Annotated in this window: 16 protein-coding genes; 4 read left to right on the top strand and 12 right to left on the bottom strand. The window is 67.2% G+C overall.

The window, feature by feature from the left end; genetic code table 11:
* Positions 1 to 67 precede the first annotated feature (67 nt).
* From ACFQRI_RS26105 to ACFQRI_RS26060, 10 genes are all read right to left on the bottom strand, one after another.
* Positions 68 to 922 carry a hypothetical protein gene (locus tag ACFQRI_RS26105; protein WP_380673137.1) on the bottom strand — a complete coding sequence of 285 codons (855 nt, stop codon included), beginning with the start codon at positions 920 to 922 and terminating at the stop codon, positions 68 to 70.
* Between the two features lie 495 nt (positions 923 to 1,417).
* A complete protein-coding gene (locus ACFQRI_RS26100; protein WP_380673136.1) occupies positions 1,418 to 1,927 on the bottom strand; it encodes a hypothetical protein in 510 nt (169 codons plus the stop codon).
* Positions 1,924 to 2,181: a hypothetical protein gene (locus ACFQRI_RS26095; protein WP_380673134.1), complete on the bottom strand. Its 258-nt coding sequence runs from the start codon at positions 2,179 to 2,181 to the stop codon at positions 1,924 to 1,926. Before ACFQRI_RS26095 ends, ACFQRI_RS26100 begins: the two co-directional genes overlap by 4 nt.
* Positions 2,182 to 2,728: 547 nt before the next feature.
* On the bottom strand, positions 2,729 to 2,980 hold the full coding sequence (locus ACFQRI_RS26090; protein ID WP_380673132.1) for a hypothetical protein: 252 nt from the start codon (positions 2,978 to 2,980) through the stop codon (positions 2,729 to 2,731).
* Positions 2,981 to 3,245: 265 nt separating this feature from the next.
* Positions 3,246 to 3,494 carry a helix-turn-helix domain-containing protein gene (locus tag ACFQRI_RS26085; protein ID WP_380673130.1) on the bottom strand — a complete coding sequence of 83 codons (249 nt, stop codon included), beginning with the start codon at positions 3,492 to 3,494 and terminating at the stop codon, positions 3,246 to 3,248.
* Positions 3,495 to 5,203: 1,709 nt separating this feature from the next.
* Positions 5,204 to 5,923 (bottom strand): hypothetical protein, encoded by a 720-nt coding sequence (locus ACFQRI_RS26080; protein WP_380673128.1) that lies wholly within the window; start codon positions 5,921 to 5,923, stop codon positions 5,204 to 5,206.
* Positions 5,924 to 6,051: 128 nt separating this feature from the next.
* Positions 6,052 to 6,249, bottom strand: coding sequence for a hypothetical protein (locus ACFQRI_RS26075; RefSeq protein WP_380673126.1), 198 nt, complete (start codon positions 6,247 to 6,249; stop codon positions 6,052 to 6,054).
* Positions 6,242 to 6,553 (bottom strand): hypothetical protein, encoded by a 312-nt coding sequence (locus ACFQRI_RS26070; RefSeq protein WP_380673124.1) that lies wholly within the window; start codon positions 6,551 to 6,553, stop codon positions 6,242 to 6,244. Before ACFQRI_RS26070 ends, ACFQRI_RS26075 begins: the two co-directional genes overlap by 8 nt.
* Positions 6,554 to 8,628: 2,075 nt before the next feature.
* Positions 8,629 to 9,867: a hypothetical protein gene (locus tag ACFQRI_RS26065; protein ID WP_380673122.1), complete on the bottom strand. Its 1,239-nt coding sequence runs from the start codon at positions 9,865 to 9,867 to the stop codon at positions 8,629 to 8,631.
* A 164-nt stretch (positions 9,868 to 10,031) separates the two neighbouring features.
* Positions 10,032 to 10,364, bottom strand: a complete 333-nt coding sequence (locus ACFQRI_RS26060) for a hypothetical protein (protein WP_380673120.1) — start codon at positions 10,362 to 10,364, stop codon at positions 10,032 to 10,034.
* 395 nt (positions 10,365 to 10,759) lie between these two features.
* Here ACFQRI_RS26060 and ACFQRI_RS26055 point away from each other — a divergent pair, with 395 nt between their 5' ends.
* Genes ACFQRI_RS26055 through ACFQRI_RS26040 form a run of 4 tightly spaced genes read left to right on the top strand, consistent with a single transcriptional unit; the run spans position 10,760 to position 13,377 of the window.
* Positions 10,760 to 11,254 (top strand): hypothetical protein, encoded by a 495-nt coding sequence (locus ACFQRI_RS26055; RefSeq protein ID WP_380673118.1) that lies wholly within the window; start codon positions 10,760 to 10,762, stop codon positions 11,252 to 11,254.
* Complete coding sequence (locus tag ACFQRI_RS26050) at positions 11,251 to 12,051, top strand: NUDIX domain-containing protein (RefSeq protein WP_380673116.1); 801 nt, start codon at positions 11,251 to 11,253, stop codon at positions 12,049 to 12,051. Before ACFQRI_RS26055 ends, ACFQRI_RS26050 begins: the two co-directional genes overlap by 4 nt.
* The gene (locus tag ACFQRI_RS26045) at positions 12,048 to 12,311 is read left to right on the top strand and encodes a hypothetical protein (RefSeq protein WP_380673114.1); all 264 of its coding nucleotides are present in this window, start codon (positions 12,048 to 12,050) and stop codon (positions 12,309 to 12,311) included. The genes ACFQRI_RS26050 and ACFQRI_RS26045 overlap by 4 nt, the downstream gene beginning before the upstream one ends.
* A 1-nt stretch (position 12,312) precedes the next feature.
* The gene (locus tag ACFQRI_RS26040; protein ID WP_380673112.1) at positions 12,313 to 13,377 is read left to right on the top strand and encodes a tyrosine-type recombinase/integrase; all 1,065 of its coding nucleotides are present in this window, start codon (positions 12,313 to 12,315) and stop codon (positions 13,375 to 13,377) included.
* A 50-nt stretch (positions 13,378 to 13,427) separates the two neighbouring features.
* On the opposite strand, the gene ACFQRI_RS26035 is transcribed toward ACFQRI_RS26040, so the two are convergent.
* Both ACFQRI_RS26035 and ACFQRI_RS26030 read right to left on the bottom strand, forming a co-directional pair.
* Entirely contained in the window at positions 13,428 to 13,790 is a 363-nt protein-coding gene (locus tag ACFQRI_RS26035) for a hypothetical protein (protein WP_380673110.1), read from the bottom strand.
* Positions 13,791 to 13,800: 10 nt separating this feature from the next.
* On the bottom strand, positions 13,801 to 14,466 hold the full coding sequence (locus tag ACFQRI_RS26030) for an HNH endonuclease family protein (RefSeq protein WP_380673108.1): 666 nt from the start codon (positions 14,464 to 14,466) through the stop codon (positions 13,801 to 13,803).
* Positions 14,467 to 14,477: the final 11 nt, after the last annotated feature.

The following is a 14,477-nucleotide window of genomic DNA, read 5'->3' as shown; positions in this document are numbered from 1 at the left end:
ACCGTGCACACGTCGAGCCGCGGTGTCGTCGCTGACGCGTCCCCGTGATCCTAGTGCTCTGACCGCGTCACCTGTCCCACAGCATGACGTGCTCACGGTTCAGGAACGGGGCTCCTGCGGGGCCTTTGATGTGCGGTGGAACGAGTACGCGGCGGCGTTGGCGGCGGCCGGGCCCGCAGGCCTGCCACCGCTTGTGCGGCCGCACCACCCACCGGTGGCGATAGGGACTGGCTGCACTGCCTGACGCGCGGCCGGGGCGCTCCCGCCGGATATGGATCACCGCTACGTCCTCGCCGGCAGTCCCGGAGCGCGCCGTGGCTCGGCGTGGCCTCGGGACACGGTCGGCCAAGAAGGTTGGCAGGCTCGAACCAGCGCACGCGGTCGTGGTGATGCTGGGCATGTCCATGAGCAGCCACATCGCCTGCAGCAGCGCGATCGCATTCCGCCGAAGCCTCGGGTACTCGGTCAAGGGTTGATAGCGCTCGTTGACGGGCACCACAAACCCGCCCGTGCTGATCAGGGGCGCTGGGTGCCGGGGCAGCCGATCGCGGTACTCGGCCATCCCATCGCGGTCAGCCCACCAGACCAACAGCAACCCGTCAGGGTGATCACCCCAGCTCACAGCGAACTCGACACTGGTAGACGTGTCCTGCTCGGCCGGAAGATGTTCGATGACAAACAGGCCAGCCGGAGTCGGTCGGTCAATCAGTAGCCAGCGGGCCTCGTCGATCTCATGGCGGGCAACCTCGGAGGCAAGCAGCGCCATCTCGCTGCTCACCCAGTACAACGCGGCCTCGCGCAGCGCCTGCTGCAGCGCCATGGTCGTGTCCGGTTGCCGCGGCCGGATCCAGTCCGCTGCATCGCGCACCGACCGCGGCCGGCTCATCGCCGCCCGGACCGCGGGGAGGTCGACGGGGCGCATACGGCGAGCGTGCGCCCGGGTCCTCCACGATCGGCAGTCCCTCATTCGGGTGAGCTGCTGCCCGGATTGCTGGCGCTGCGGCGGGCGGTCGGGCTTCAGCCTCGGATGCTCGCGACCGAGCTGCGGAGGTGCCGCCCCGGACAGCCACAGCGCGAAGGCAGCTACTGTAGTAGGCGAAGATCCCAGAACGGTCCCTGTGCAGCCCGGAAAGGGGCGGGCCACACCGCTGGGGTTACGACGAAAAGAAACTCCTCTCGTTCCTCATCGTCTTCGGAGCGTCTCCAGATAAACCACAGGATGTTGCTCGCGTGGGCAGGGCTCATCTGGTTCAACTGCACGACTTCGCCGTTCCTGCCGCTGATCCGTACCCATCCCACCGCGGGCGGCAGAATGGGAGTCTCCTGAGCAGGTAAGCCGAGATCGCTGACGCGGTACGGGCGGATGAGACCGCCTTCGGCCTGGTAGAGAGTTGGAGCAGGGGACGGGTCATGATGCTCAGGCCTTGCCTTGTGCGATATCGGTTGCGTGGGCGATCCCGCGCCGCAGGGTGCTGGATTCACCGGGGGGCAGTGACTCCCAGTCGATTCGGGCGTTGCGGGCGGCCCGGCTGATGCGCAGGGCCGCGCCGCGGATCTCCACACTGTTGGGGCGACCGCGACGCCGCAGCACGCCGAGCGCTGCAACCAGGTCGCGGGAGTCCGCGGCGTGCGGCATGAGCAGCTCGATGGTTTCGCGCAGAAGCCTGGGCCGCGCCCACACGCCATCAATGTTGGTAGCGGGTCCGTCGCCGAGATCGGACAGTGCCTGCCGGGTGGTGCCCAGCATGTCGGCGATGGCGGTGTCGCTGTGGCCTGCCGAGCGCATGTTGTCGATGACGGTGGCGCGTTCGGTGGACAGCCACTTCGGCGCCTCGGCGATCAGGGCGGTGAGCACGTCGACCTGTTCCACGAACGGCAGCTTTTCGAGGCTGCTGCGCTGCAGGGTCAACCAGTCGTTGATGTTCACGGGGCGACCGCCCAGGGGTGGGCGATGGCTTCGGCGACGCCTGCGTGGGTCCACTGCTGGCGACCGTCGGCGCGGCGGGTGGGGTCGACATGGAATCGGTAGGCGGCACCGTCGGGAGCGTCGACCACGGCGGTGAGTGGCGCTGCGGTGAGTTCGTGGCCGTCGTCGTCGAACCAGATCTGCTGGTGGTCGCGGCGGTCTCGGACGTGACGGTTGAGGGTCCGGGTGATTCGGCGGATCGCTGTCGTCGGCATGGCTTAAGTGAACCACCCCCTGACATTAAAAGCAAGGGGAGGGTTGCAATATTCGTGCGGGTGCTGAAACGGCGCCCGGAGCCCCAGGACGACAGGCAATGCCAGCGACCACGAGGTCGACCCCCACGCAGGTGGGGATGAACGAACGGGGTTCCGCCGAATTGACCGGAGGAGCCCCGGTTTGCTGATCAGGCCAGTCGAACCGGGCCTCTGCTGGCCTTCCGGCAAGCACCGATACCGCTCTCGGGCCTGCGAATCGAGCAGGTTCGGCGGTAGCCATCCGGCCGGGTACGCGGGGCCGTGGGGGTAGCCCTGCTGGTCGTGCACGATCACGGTTCGGTATTGGCGTCGGCCGGGGACCTCCGGTGACGCCTCAGTCCAGCCGATGACCTCACCACTGTCCTGGTGGACGGTTACCTGGTCGGCCGCGCCCGCTGGGTTGCCACGCGTGACCCTCAGCCCGAGATCGAGCCACCCGGCCACGCCGTCGTCTTCGAGCAGGCGCGTCAGCTCGTCGACGTCGAGCTACTCGGTCATCCCATCCCCCTTAGAGATCAGTTGGGCCGCTTTCCTCGGCGTCGGCGACGTTGGCGGCGGAGCGATGCTCGCGGTTTCGCTCGGTGTAGTCCTCGACCAGAGCGGCGATTTTCTCCGCCACCTCGTTGTCTGCCACCTTGGGCAGCGACAGTGAGGAGGCTTGGAGGCACTGCTCGAGTTCCCCCATCTTCTTGTGCACGCCCATCAGCGCCCAGTATTGGGCTTCGCACATCTTCACCACGGCCGCGTTCTCCGGCCGCATGGCTTGACCGAGACGACCAGCGGCAGCGCGAGCCTCGCGGCAACGATGCTTGTGCCGGACACTCGGATGATGATGCCCAGTTATGCGCAGACGTGCTTGACAGCTCGAAACCGGGAGGCCGATGTCTAGTTATGCGCACGGTCTGGCGACCGGAGCCGCTATCTGACCCGGCGCAACGAACCTCGTTAACAGCGCCGCCCGACGGGGTGGCGTTTCCGTCTTCTCTGCATCTACTTGCTTGCTCGACACCCGTGGTGTGAGCTGCCTACCGAACCTGGCGTGGGAGATCTGTGAACAGTTCTCCGACGCCGACACCGAGGGCGTCGGCGATGGCGAATAGCTTGTCGAGGCTGACATTGCGTTTGCCTCGCTCGATATCGCCGTAGAAAGGCAGGCTCCCGAATCCTGCGGCTTCGGCGACGTCGCTCTGCGTCATGCCAGCCTGTACACGAAGTTCGCGGATCCGCTGGCCGACGGCGTACCGCCGGTCGGCGACAGTCTCGTCGGTAGGCACGGTACGTACCGTACCTCCACACCGGCATTTCCTATAGTGGACATCGTTCGCAGGCCACGACTCCTCCACCACTCCAGCATCGGGTCACGTCCCGCGATTCGTCGATGGGTCGGAAGGCGGGTCGTAGACCAGGGGCGGCGAAGCACGTGGCCATGAGAATTTGCCCGGTAGGTTTCGACGGTTCTCGGTCTCGTAGGTCACGAGTTCGTCGAAGCGTTGTCCCAGCGGGTCGCAGTGCAAGCACAGCGGAAAGGTGGCCTCGCCGGGCGCGTGGGTGAGCGCGATCTGGTGTGGCGTGCCGTCCTCGGGAGGTGCCGCTCGGGTTGCTTGCCAGGACGTCGGCGCGCCAGTCAGCTTCGGCGTGTTCGACTGTGGCGTGCCACCCGGCGCTGCGGACCTCGGAGGCGATGAGTCGTTTGAGTAGGACGTGGTCTTCGGTCTCGCCCGCCCCGCGGTATGGGCACCGCTCGTGTCCTTGGTGCGGGTTGTGCGCGAAGTAGCGGGTCCCCAGGTGGGATTGTCGGGCGTGCATGCCGCCACCGCACACCGGGCAGGTCAGCTCCGGGCGCGGATGACCTCCTCGGACCGCGTCCCAACTCAACCCGGCACCAAGGTCTTCCTGCGAGGCATCTAAGGGGTCACGATGCCCGGCAAGCCGTGCCGTTAAGGGCACTGCGCACCTCCTGGGCGTTGACGTTCTCCCCAGCGATCATGCCGCGCGCCTGCTCGATGTGGGCGCGATCAGCGCCGCGCGGTACGGGGCCGGCGGCGTCAACCGTAGTCCCGGCCCCAGCAGGGGCGTGTGCTCAGTGTTCGGGCTGCCCTGCCTTGACGATCCGCAGCAACACGGAGGATCGGGTGACTCCACCTTCGGGGCGCCGTTCCAGGGCGCCGCGGGCGAGGCGATGCGGTCGACGCGGCGAGCTAGTCGACCATGTCGATGTGGATGTCTGCTAGCTTGGTGTCCTCTCCACACACATGGAGGTGGACCTGGTCTTCGCGAGTGACGAGGTTTGATCGCTGATCGTTCTCCACGTCCGTGGAGGTGAACCAGGTACCGCCTAGTAGGCGAACGCGTTTGCCGTCAAGATCTCCACGCACGTGGAGGTGAACCTGGTCTTCGTGAAAGGAAGTCCGTTCGGGCTTTCGTCTTGTTCCCCACGGACGTGGGGGTGGCAGGCCCCCGCCTTGCGGCGGGGGCTTTTTGCTGTCCAGCGCGGGTCAGTCGGTGACCAGCCGGGGGACGATCACGGCATCGTAGAACTGGCCCAGCAGCGCGTCGGTAGTTCGCGCATCTTTCCCAGGAACTGTCCTTGGTCATCGCAGATCAGATCCTTTACGTAGTTGGCGTAGCCGGACATCTCGCGGTGTGAGCAACGTTTCGTGCCCTGACCAGCACTGAATTGGGTCTATTGCCCGAAGGCGGCCTCGATGCTGAGGAATCAGGGATTGGGCGTCAGGGCGCGGCGCAGTCGCATGGCGGGGTGGGTCACAGACCTGCGATGTGCTGGTTGCAGGTGCGGTTATGGCCGTAGGTCGGCTCGTCGCACCCCCGTTGATCGCAGGTGCCAGTGGGGTCTTGCTGCTTGTCCTTCGTCGGACGCGGCTCCGGGGTGTCAGCCCACTCCTGGCGGAACTGCTGCCACTTGGATCGCAGACCCATTGCTGTACTCCCCATTCCTGTGACGTAACGCTGTTAGCGACGGCGGCTATCGGGTGGCCGAAACCGCGAACAAGGCTGGGCGACCTGGCGGATCCATGTTCAGCAAGTCCCCCTGCTCCGCCGCCTCGCGATTGGGTTGATCAACAACTAGCTCCAACGTTGGCTTCGCCGGCTGCTGCTCAGGCCGCTCGGGGTACGGCTCCCAGTGGGGATCGAGCTTGCTCCACAGCTTCACCCAGTTGACCTCCGGGAAGTGCCGCGCAAGTACCCCGCCAGTGTTGGCGTACGGGAGCGGCCCGCCGTCCTCCGGTTTGGCTTCCTGGTTCGCCTTCCAGGTGTCGCGGTACCACTCACGGTGCCGGTTGCACGCGGCGTGACGGTACTGCTCGCCGGTACTCCAGTCGGTCAGCAGGCCGAAGTGGTTCGCTTTACGCCCGCAGTGCTTCTTGCGGGGCGTCGGGGCGAGGCACTTCGCCTCGGGGTATGGCGGGGCGTATCGGCGAGCATCGCCCCGGATGGCGTACCCGGCACGGCCGGGCCTCATGCGGCCGGTCCGGGCGCATTCCATCGGGATCTCCTGGTCATCGGGACCGAACGCGAGTATGTGGATTTGGTAGAGGCTGAGCTTGGGCGCAGCCTTGACGTCGAGGATCGCGGACATCGCCACCCCGACCGCCAAGAGCTCACCGGTGAGTTCGGGGTCGGCGCACATAGCGCGGACCCGCTTGCCGTGCGCGATGAGCCCGGGAAAGTCGCCGGAGTCCACAGGAGGCTCCTTTCAGTAGGTGACGTGCACCAGCGTTCCGGTGGCGGTCACGGTTGGGTTGTCGTCCAGAGTGATCCGAACGTTGCGGCCTACGAGCTCGGGGTAAAGGCCGGTGCCCGCGCAGAGCTTCAGCTGGCGGGGTGCATGTGGTCCAGGTTGTTGACCTTGACCTGGACTTCTTGGCCGACTCTGTAGGTGCCAGGTTCGGCGTCCCAGAAATACGCCCTGCCCTGGCAGTGCAGGGTGACGATGACGAGTGGAGTCCGAGCCTCGTCGCCCTTGCGGGCCTGGGTGACCTTGGCGACGGTGGCAGTCCGCCTACTCATTGGCACCTCCAGCGTTGTCCCATGATTCGACAACGAAGCGGCCGGTCGGGATGCTGATCGTGACTCCATACCCAGTGGGGTTGTCGTCGGCGTCAACTTCGGCGACCCGCACCGTCCGGCCGGAAAACTGCTGCGGCTGGTTGGCCCGCCGGTCGATCGGGGCGTCGGCCGCGCGTTCGCGCTCGAGGAGCCAGAGGATGAACGCGGACATGGAACCGAAGCGCGCCCGCTTGGACTCGCGCTCAGCCCAGCCCCACAGCTGCTCGTCTTCTGGCGTGCTGACGCTGATGCTCTTGTTCGGCAAGTCACTCGCCCCTGTAGTTCTTGCAGGTAGGAGGTGCAATCCCGGACCATCTGTGTGATGATCACATATTAACATGTGAGAGCCACGCATGACCATGCATGCAGAAACAGGCATGCCGCGGCTGCCTGGCCAGCCACCGCTGACGTGCCAGCCACGCCCGTTCAGCCTTCGCATCCTGATGTGCGGCATATGCCTTTCGGGCGTGGGGCAACCAGCCAAGGCATTCAGCCTGCAAGTCACGCACCTGCAGGCGAGTCCACGACCCATCGTGGTGAGGCAGGTCGACAACACTGATGTTGAGCCGCGCAGCAGCCTGCTTACGGGACAGCTGCTTGGTGCTCATACCCCATGGCGTGCATCTTGCCCGCTGCCACTGGCATACCCGCGAACATCGCCGTCAAGCTGTGCCTCGCTGAACACGTCCCCCTTCGCCTCCCGACTGCCGGCGCGAGCGCGGGACACGCTGCGTGTGCAGCAGCATTCATTGGCAGCGGCGCGAATCGCGCTGCCCGCCCTTCTCTCCGGGGAGGCCAGCCGCGGCCCTCAGCGCTCCGCTACGGCCGAGCCCGCGGCTGAGCCTACCCAACCCCCGCAGGTATTTAACGTTGCTAATGAAGCTACGGCGGCTTCAGCCATCGCGTTCAGTCACCACCGCTGCAGGTAAGCAACCACGTCCAGGTAACAGCGATACGACCGGATCGGCCTTGAATCTGGGTGCGCCGACCGAGTCGTCGAAGACGACATGTCGTCTCGCGGCGGCTTTCACACCCGGTGCCGGCGTAATGTCGCGCGCACTTCCGCGCCGACCACGAGCTCACCGGTGTAGAACCACGGCGGGACGCTGCGGCCGTAGTCGGGGCCACCGAGCAGGTGCAGCTCGTTAAGGTCCTTGGCGATGCGGGTACGCAGCTTGGCCGCGGCGGCGCTCCACGTGCCGGCACGCAGGGCGTGCTGTGTTTGACCGCCGTGGGCGTAGGCAGCCTCGCCGCGGTAGTCGTGCTGCCCGGCGTCGGGACCGTACGGGGTGTCGAAGTCGGTGTAAAACCCGGTGGGGGTCGTCGCGAGATAGGAGCGGATGGCCGCGGTCAGGTGCGTCGCCAGCGTCCGGCAGCCGGGTGACGGTGACGCTCAGGACGGTGTCAGCGTCCTCGGTGATGTCGCCGAACCACGGTGGCCCGTCACTGCCGTCGAGGACGGTGGGCACATGGGTTCGGGTTTCGCCCTGTCGCGGCCTCGGCGGTACGGGCCGCGAACGGCCTGTAGCTGGTCGACATGATCACCATCACCATCGTGGCTGTCTTGCCCGGCACTCCGATTGCGCACCGGTGAGCACGACGCCGTCGCTGGGACTGGGTGTTCTCATCCCGGGCGATGGCGACAGCTACGTCTGCCCCAGCGCCCCTCGGGCTCCGCTCCCCTGCTTTGGGCGCCTCGCCGATCACGGCGTGTAGGGACTTCTCTCCTGGCGATGCTGAAAGTGCGCGCTGTGTGCCGTCTCCCTGTGGGGAGGCCAGCCGCGGCCCTCAGCGCTCCGCTACGGCCGAGCCCGCGGCTGAGCCTACCGAACCCCCGCAGGTATTTAACGTAGCTAACGTTTCTGGGTGGCTTGTGCTTATACGCACCGTGTCCGGCAGCGGCGGGGATGAGCATGTTCGAGGGCAGTCAACGAACTGCTTGCGCCTTTCGCGCGTGGAAGCACGCCGCTGTCAGCCGCGCGCAGGGGCTTTGAGCGCGTGGCGGCCGGCCGAGCCGTGGGGCCCGCCGAGTTCCCCTGGACGCGGGCATGGCGCTGCCAGTCCCGCCCATCGCAGCGCTCACGCACCGCTGCGGCGGCATGCCGTGCACACCGTCGTCCGCCTGGCTGGACGTCCCGGTTGTTCCTGACGGCGCTCTCGTGCGGGGCGCGTCGTCGGGGCGTGCGGGCCGCAGCGGTATCACCCTTCAGGGGCGGGTCCGCCTCACCGCTCCACTACCGCCCAGGGGGCGGCAGTGGTGGACCGGCGGGTGTGGTGACGCGTCCGGTGTCGCCTGGGTGACGCGTCCGCGACGCGTCACCCAGTATGAGTGGACTGTCGTCAGGCCCAGGGTGACGGTTGCTTCAGCGTCGTTAGCTCGTCGGCGTGCTGCAGCAGCGCGCGTTCGTCGAGCATGCGTTGTTTGGCGGCCGGGTCGTGGGCGACTTGCGACAGGCGCAGGGCGCGTTGGAGACGCCAGCGACGCAGCGGCACGTATCCTCGTGCGGTGGCCAGGCGCGCCACGTTGCTGGCCGCGCGGTCGCGCGTGCGTGCGACGGCGTCACGTTCTTCGTCGGCCAGGCCCAGGCGGGACAGGAGGCGTTCGCGGAGTTCGCGTCCGATGCGTGCGAGGGTGCCGTTGTTGACGCGGTTGCCGCGGCGCACTCGGAGTTCGAGTCCGAGTGCTTGGTGGAGAGCGATGAGTGCGAGTAGCGGGCCGAGGGCGATGCGGATCAGTGCAGCGAGGGTGACGCCGGCGAGGCTGACCGCGGCTACGGCGGCGCTGCCCAGGATGGCCCAGGCCACCATCTGGGCTGGTCCGGCGCTTCCCCAGCGGCGTACGTGGGTGCGCATGGACACGGCGCAGGCGACCAGGGCGAGTTCTTGGACGCCGAACAGCATGGTTCGCTCGAGGTCGATGGTGAGCGACAGGCCCCAGGCTTCGAGCGGGAAGATGAAGCCGCTGATGCCGATCTCGCCGAACAGGCGGTAGGAGGTGTCGGCGCTGAGGCATGTGGCGACGACTGCCACCAGGTACCACAGCAGTACTCCTGCGGCGCCGCCTTTGGACTGCTTGTTTGTCGTGCTGGCGGCTGGTTTGTGGTGGGTTTCCTGGTCGCGGACCGTGCTGGGGTGTTCGGTGGCCGGGTCTTCGGCCGCGGCCGGCGAGGTCACGGCTTTCGTAGCGGTAACGGGAGTAGGCGTGGGGGTCGGCTCCGGGACAGCAGCGCTGTCGGGCTCTGCGTTGGTGACCGGTGGCGTGCCGGTCATGTTCGGGTGGGTTTCGGGTGGTTCGTGGGCTTCGTCGAACTCGGCGAGGGTGTCGTCGGTTAACGCAGGCATCTCGCCGGTCTGGTCGTAGCCCTGTTGGCGTCGCCACTCGTTGAGGATCCGCGAGACGGTCTGCCGGGACGTGGCGATGCCTTTGCTTTCGAGCCAGTCCCGGACGTCTTGGGTCTGCACCGGATCGCCGTCGGGTGTATGGAGAACGGAGCAGGCGTATCGGATGCAGTCGCGCTTCGTCGCGCACGCCCGCAGCTCGGCCTCGTGGTCGATGTCTGACGCGAGGGCAACACTCACCCGTGGTCTCCTTCCGCCCGGCTGTCCCCAACGCGTCCGTTACGCGTCGAGGGGACCGTCCGCGACGGCACACTACGACACCCTGGATCTCGCCCGTGCAGGATTCTCGTCCTCACCGGACTGGTGACGCGTCACCGGACGCGTCACTTCACGAGCGGACGACGTCAAGACGCGTCTTGATCTCTGTGCGACGCGTCACCGTCCTCCGCGCTCGACTGGATCAAGTTCGTCTTACCGCCTCCGGTCCCCCAACGCTGTGTTAGGCGGTCCACCAGAAAGTCAGTCGGCAGGTGATCAACCGGCACTTCGCCTTGCGGCGTTGTCGCCTGGCCTGGCGGCGGAAGTGGCATCTCGACCGGCAAGCCGAACAGTTCGGTCCTCTGTGGTGGTCCGGACTCGCGGATCTGCTTCTGGATCTGGGACAGGAACGCATCCACTTCGTCAAAGCCAGCGCCGTCCGACTCGCCACCTTCAGCAGGCGTATTCGGTCCGTCCATGCCGGCCATGCTAGGGCGCACGGCCGGCAAACCTCGACGCTTCCGCTTCATGGGCTTCCTTCCAACGACTGATCGGCGGCGCGGCCTGTCAACTCGAGTCCACACCGCCGGCGCACGCGACACCGTTTGCTGACGCCTTCGGCAGTGGGCACCACTACGTGGAGCCTGCCGCAGCTGCCCCGTTCGGACGATGAACGAAACCTTATCCCGATCTAATATAGGGATAAGGTCACGATGGTGATCGCACCCGGCCGTTCGAGCGAGTTCGAGCGGTGTCGCGCTTCAGGAGCTTCGTCAGGGCCGGGTGAGTCGATTGGACGGGCCGGGGCATCTCATACCTGCCCCGGCCCGCGTCTCGAACCCTAACCAAGCCCCCTGGGCAGAAAGGACTTCAGATGGACGTCAACAGCAACGATGTGGGCCTGCTTAGCGAGTGGGCGTGGCCGCGCGGCGACTGGGAAATCATCACCGGCGCCGAGGTCGACCGGCGGATGCGACGCGTCAGCGACGGCACCGCCCCCGGGCCGGTCTCGCACGCCAGCCCTCCCGGAGTGTTGTCCGGGATGAGTGAGCTCGACGCGGTCCGACTGGCTCGCGCCGCCGGCCTGCCGGTACTGCTGGATCGGCAGGCCGCACGGCAGCGCCTGGTCCACGCGGGTTGGGACGCCAAGCTGGTGCAGCGCATTCTCGATGCCATCGACAGCGCACACACCCTTGAGCGGCTCGAAGCGGCCGTCATCGACCTGTTCGATGACGTCACTTTCGAGCGGGGCCGCCCGAGCAACTGGCCGTCGAGCTGGTCGAGCGTTAACGAGGTGGTGGGGCTGCTGTGCCCCTTCGCCGACCAGTTGGACGACGCGGCGCACGTGAAGACCGGGGGTGGGCGATGACCACCACGACCCCTGATGGGGAGACCGCGCAGCTCACCGCGGATGTCGCCGTGTTCCACCAGGACACCGACGGTGTGCTGTGGGTACTGGTGATCGAGCGCGGGTATGCGCCGTATGCGGGCCACCTGGCACTGCCGGGTGGTTTCCTCGAGCCCGGCGAGGCCTCGATCGAGGCTGCGTATCGCGAGCTGACCGAGGAGACCTCGATCGGTCTGCGGCCACTGGTCGAATCAGGCCGGTGCAGCAGACTAGTCAAGATCGGTGTCTACGACACACCCGGCCGCGACCCCCGCGGCCGGGTGTCGACCACGGCGTATGCCGTCGTGGTCGACGAGCCGATGACACCCGAGGCGGCCGACGATGCGGCAGCAGCCAGCTGGAAACGCGTCGACGACGTGCTCGCCGGTGCGCTGGCGTTCGACCACGCCGAGATCCTCGCCGATGCCGTCGAGGCGATCCGCCCCCACCTGGCGGGAAGCGACCTGGCCGGCGACAGCGATCAGGTGCGTGAGCTTTACCGCGAGCGGGCGCACCTGGTCGCGGTGCTGGCCGCACAGTTCCCGGCGCGGATCGCCTACAACGATCCGCGTGAACCAACCCTGCCGGTGCTGTACTTGGACACGACAGCCGGGCAGGTGTCCTACCACCTCAACCCCGAGGACGTGGCCTTGTTCGGCCACGTGCCCGTCGTCGACGGCGACATCTCGAGCGCCGTATGGGATAGGCACAACAAGGCGACCGCGCTGCAGCGGCTGCGTCAGCTGGCCCAGCTTGAAACCAGGGAGGCCAACCAGTGACCGCCGAACAGCTCTCCCCCAGCGAGGTCGAGCGCGCGCGAGCCGCGCTCGCGCGCTGGTATTGGGATCCCTCGCCGTGGTCGCGCACCACATTCACCGCTGAGGAGATGCCCCGGCTGCATCGGGCGCTCATCGCACCGACGTTGGCGCAGGCCGAGGTCGAGTTCGATGTCACCGATGATCCGCTGCTGGTGAGCCCGCAGCAGTACGCCGAAAACCATGCCCTGCTCGAGGAGATCCGACGCACCTATGGATCGTGAGGTGACGCGCACCGTGGCCGGGCAGGAGGGTCTGCCCGGCCACGTGTCGGATCTTGACGCTCTGCCGCACGACGAGCGGGTGCAGCACCTGCGCGTCGAGGTCCAAGCTTGGCTCGAGGGCTACTCGTCGCAGCGCACGCGCGAGTCGTACGCCGAGCGGCTGGGTGTGCCGCGCAGCTGGATTCCTGGCCGTGTCACGCCGGATCCGCAGCGGCGGCGTGGTCGCCGGCCGCGCGGCTACAGCGGTACCGAGTGGCTGTTGTGGTGCTGGGGAAACTCGGTGTCCTACCGCGACCCGTCCGGTGACGACGTGCGCCGTTGGCTGGACGAGCTCGCCGAGCGTGGGTATTCCCCGGGTACGCAGGTGGCGTGGGTGTCGTCGGTGTCGTCGTTCTACACGCACTTGATCCGCGGCGGCCTGGCGGCGTCGAACCCGATGGCCGGGGCCACCACGTCACGTCGGCTGAGTCCAGCGCATCCGGAGCGGGTCAACGAGCCGTTCACGCTTGAGCAGGTGCGCGCGCTGCGGGAGGCCGCGGCGTTGTTGGCGCCGCACGCTCGCAACGGCTATCGGGATCGAGCGATGCTCGAGCTGCTCGCCGGTACCGGCATGCGCGCCGGCGAGCTCGTCGAGCTGGACCTGTCCAGCTACGAACGGTCCACCCATGGTGGAGCGGCGGTGTTGGTGTCGTGCCGGTGTGGGGGCTGGCATCGGCTGGGTGTCTCAACCTTGGTGGCCGATGCGGTCGAGGACTATCTCGCCCTGCGGTGCCCACCTGCGGTGCCCGCCGGCGAGGGCGACGGCCGCGCGCGGCAACCGTTGTTTGTGTCGAACACCGGTCAGCGGCTACATCCCAAACACGTGGCCTACCTGCTGCGGCAGATCATCGATGCGTTCACCTCGGGTGAGCCGCCGCGGCAACGGTGGAAACGCGAATTGCGCGCGAGCCAAGCGGGCATCGAGGTTGCTGCGGTATTGCGGGAGATCGGTCCCCGCGGGCCGGAGCGGTTTCGTCACAGATCTGGCTCCCCTACGCCGATGTGCGGCTCGGATACCGCGACGTGACGACGGCGCGGACGGATTCCTGGATGCCGCAGTCGCCAAGGCGTTGAGTCTCAGTCGAGCGGGAGCATGGTCTGTCCTCGAGTGGCTGCGAGCGTGTGCTTGCGGGTCTGGGCGTGGTGGGCGCGGTCATAGTGCAGGTGGCAGCCCTGGCACGCGGCGAACAGCTCCTCGTCGCGGCAGTCCTCGGGTACATGGTTGCGGTGTGCCGTGGTGAGCACGACCTTTGAGCCGGTGCCATACGCCGGGTTTCCGTGGTGGTTTCGGCACCGGCCGTCCGCGGCGAGGTGGTCTGTGGGGCGGCCGCATTCGCCGCGGCATTCGCAGCGCCCGGCGGCGCGGTCAAATCGGATGTGGTGGCTGATCTCCGGCCAGTTGTCGGGATAGCGGTCGCGATTCTCTGGCTTGATCGGCATGTGCAGCTGCCTACCCGCAGTTGGCCAGTTCGTGCTCGAGTGCCTGCTTTTCGGCAGGGTCGATGGATAGCTGGTGGCCGGTCGCCGCGGCCTGCTGGTTCCAGTAGGCCGTGACCTGAATATACCTGGTCACGTAGCCGCATCGGTCGTACGACGGCAGCCAGGACGCCGGATCCTGGTCGCCTTTGCTGCGGTTGGCCGAGCTGTCGGCCACGACCAGGTTGCCGTGCTCGAGATCGTTGCCGAAGTGTTCGCGGAGCTCGGTGGGCCAGTCGGCCGCGCCGGAGCGCCAGGCCTCGGCCAGTGGAATCAGGTGGTCGACGTCGAGATCTCCGGGGTCGGTGACGGTGCGGCCGGTGTAGGCGTCGCGCCAGGAGCCAGACTGGACGGTGCAGTTGTCGTTGACGCGTGCTGGCGTGCTGCTGGTCTGCTTGAGAAGAACGGCACGGGTGTCGCACTCGTCGCCGTGGTCGGACCACACATCGAACGCGTCGCGGTCATAGCCCTCCATCCCTCCCTCCGGCCGCACGGGGATGGAGGCCAGCGCCGCGGCAACGTCGCCCGCAGGCGCGGTGGGGCGGGGCTGGTCAGCCGACATGGCCTGCTGCAGCGAACATCCCGAGGCTCCGGCGACCGTGAGCGTTGCCGCCAGCATGGTTCTGGTGAACTTCTTCATTGCCAATATCT

Source organism: Saccharopolyspora griseoalba, from assembly GCF_042665275.1.
Lineage (GTDB): Bacteria > Actinomycetota > Actinomycetes > Mycobacteriales > Pseudonocardiaceae > Saccharopolyspora > Saccharopolyspora griseoalba.
This window is presented reverse-complemented; position numbering and strand designations above follow the sequence as displayed.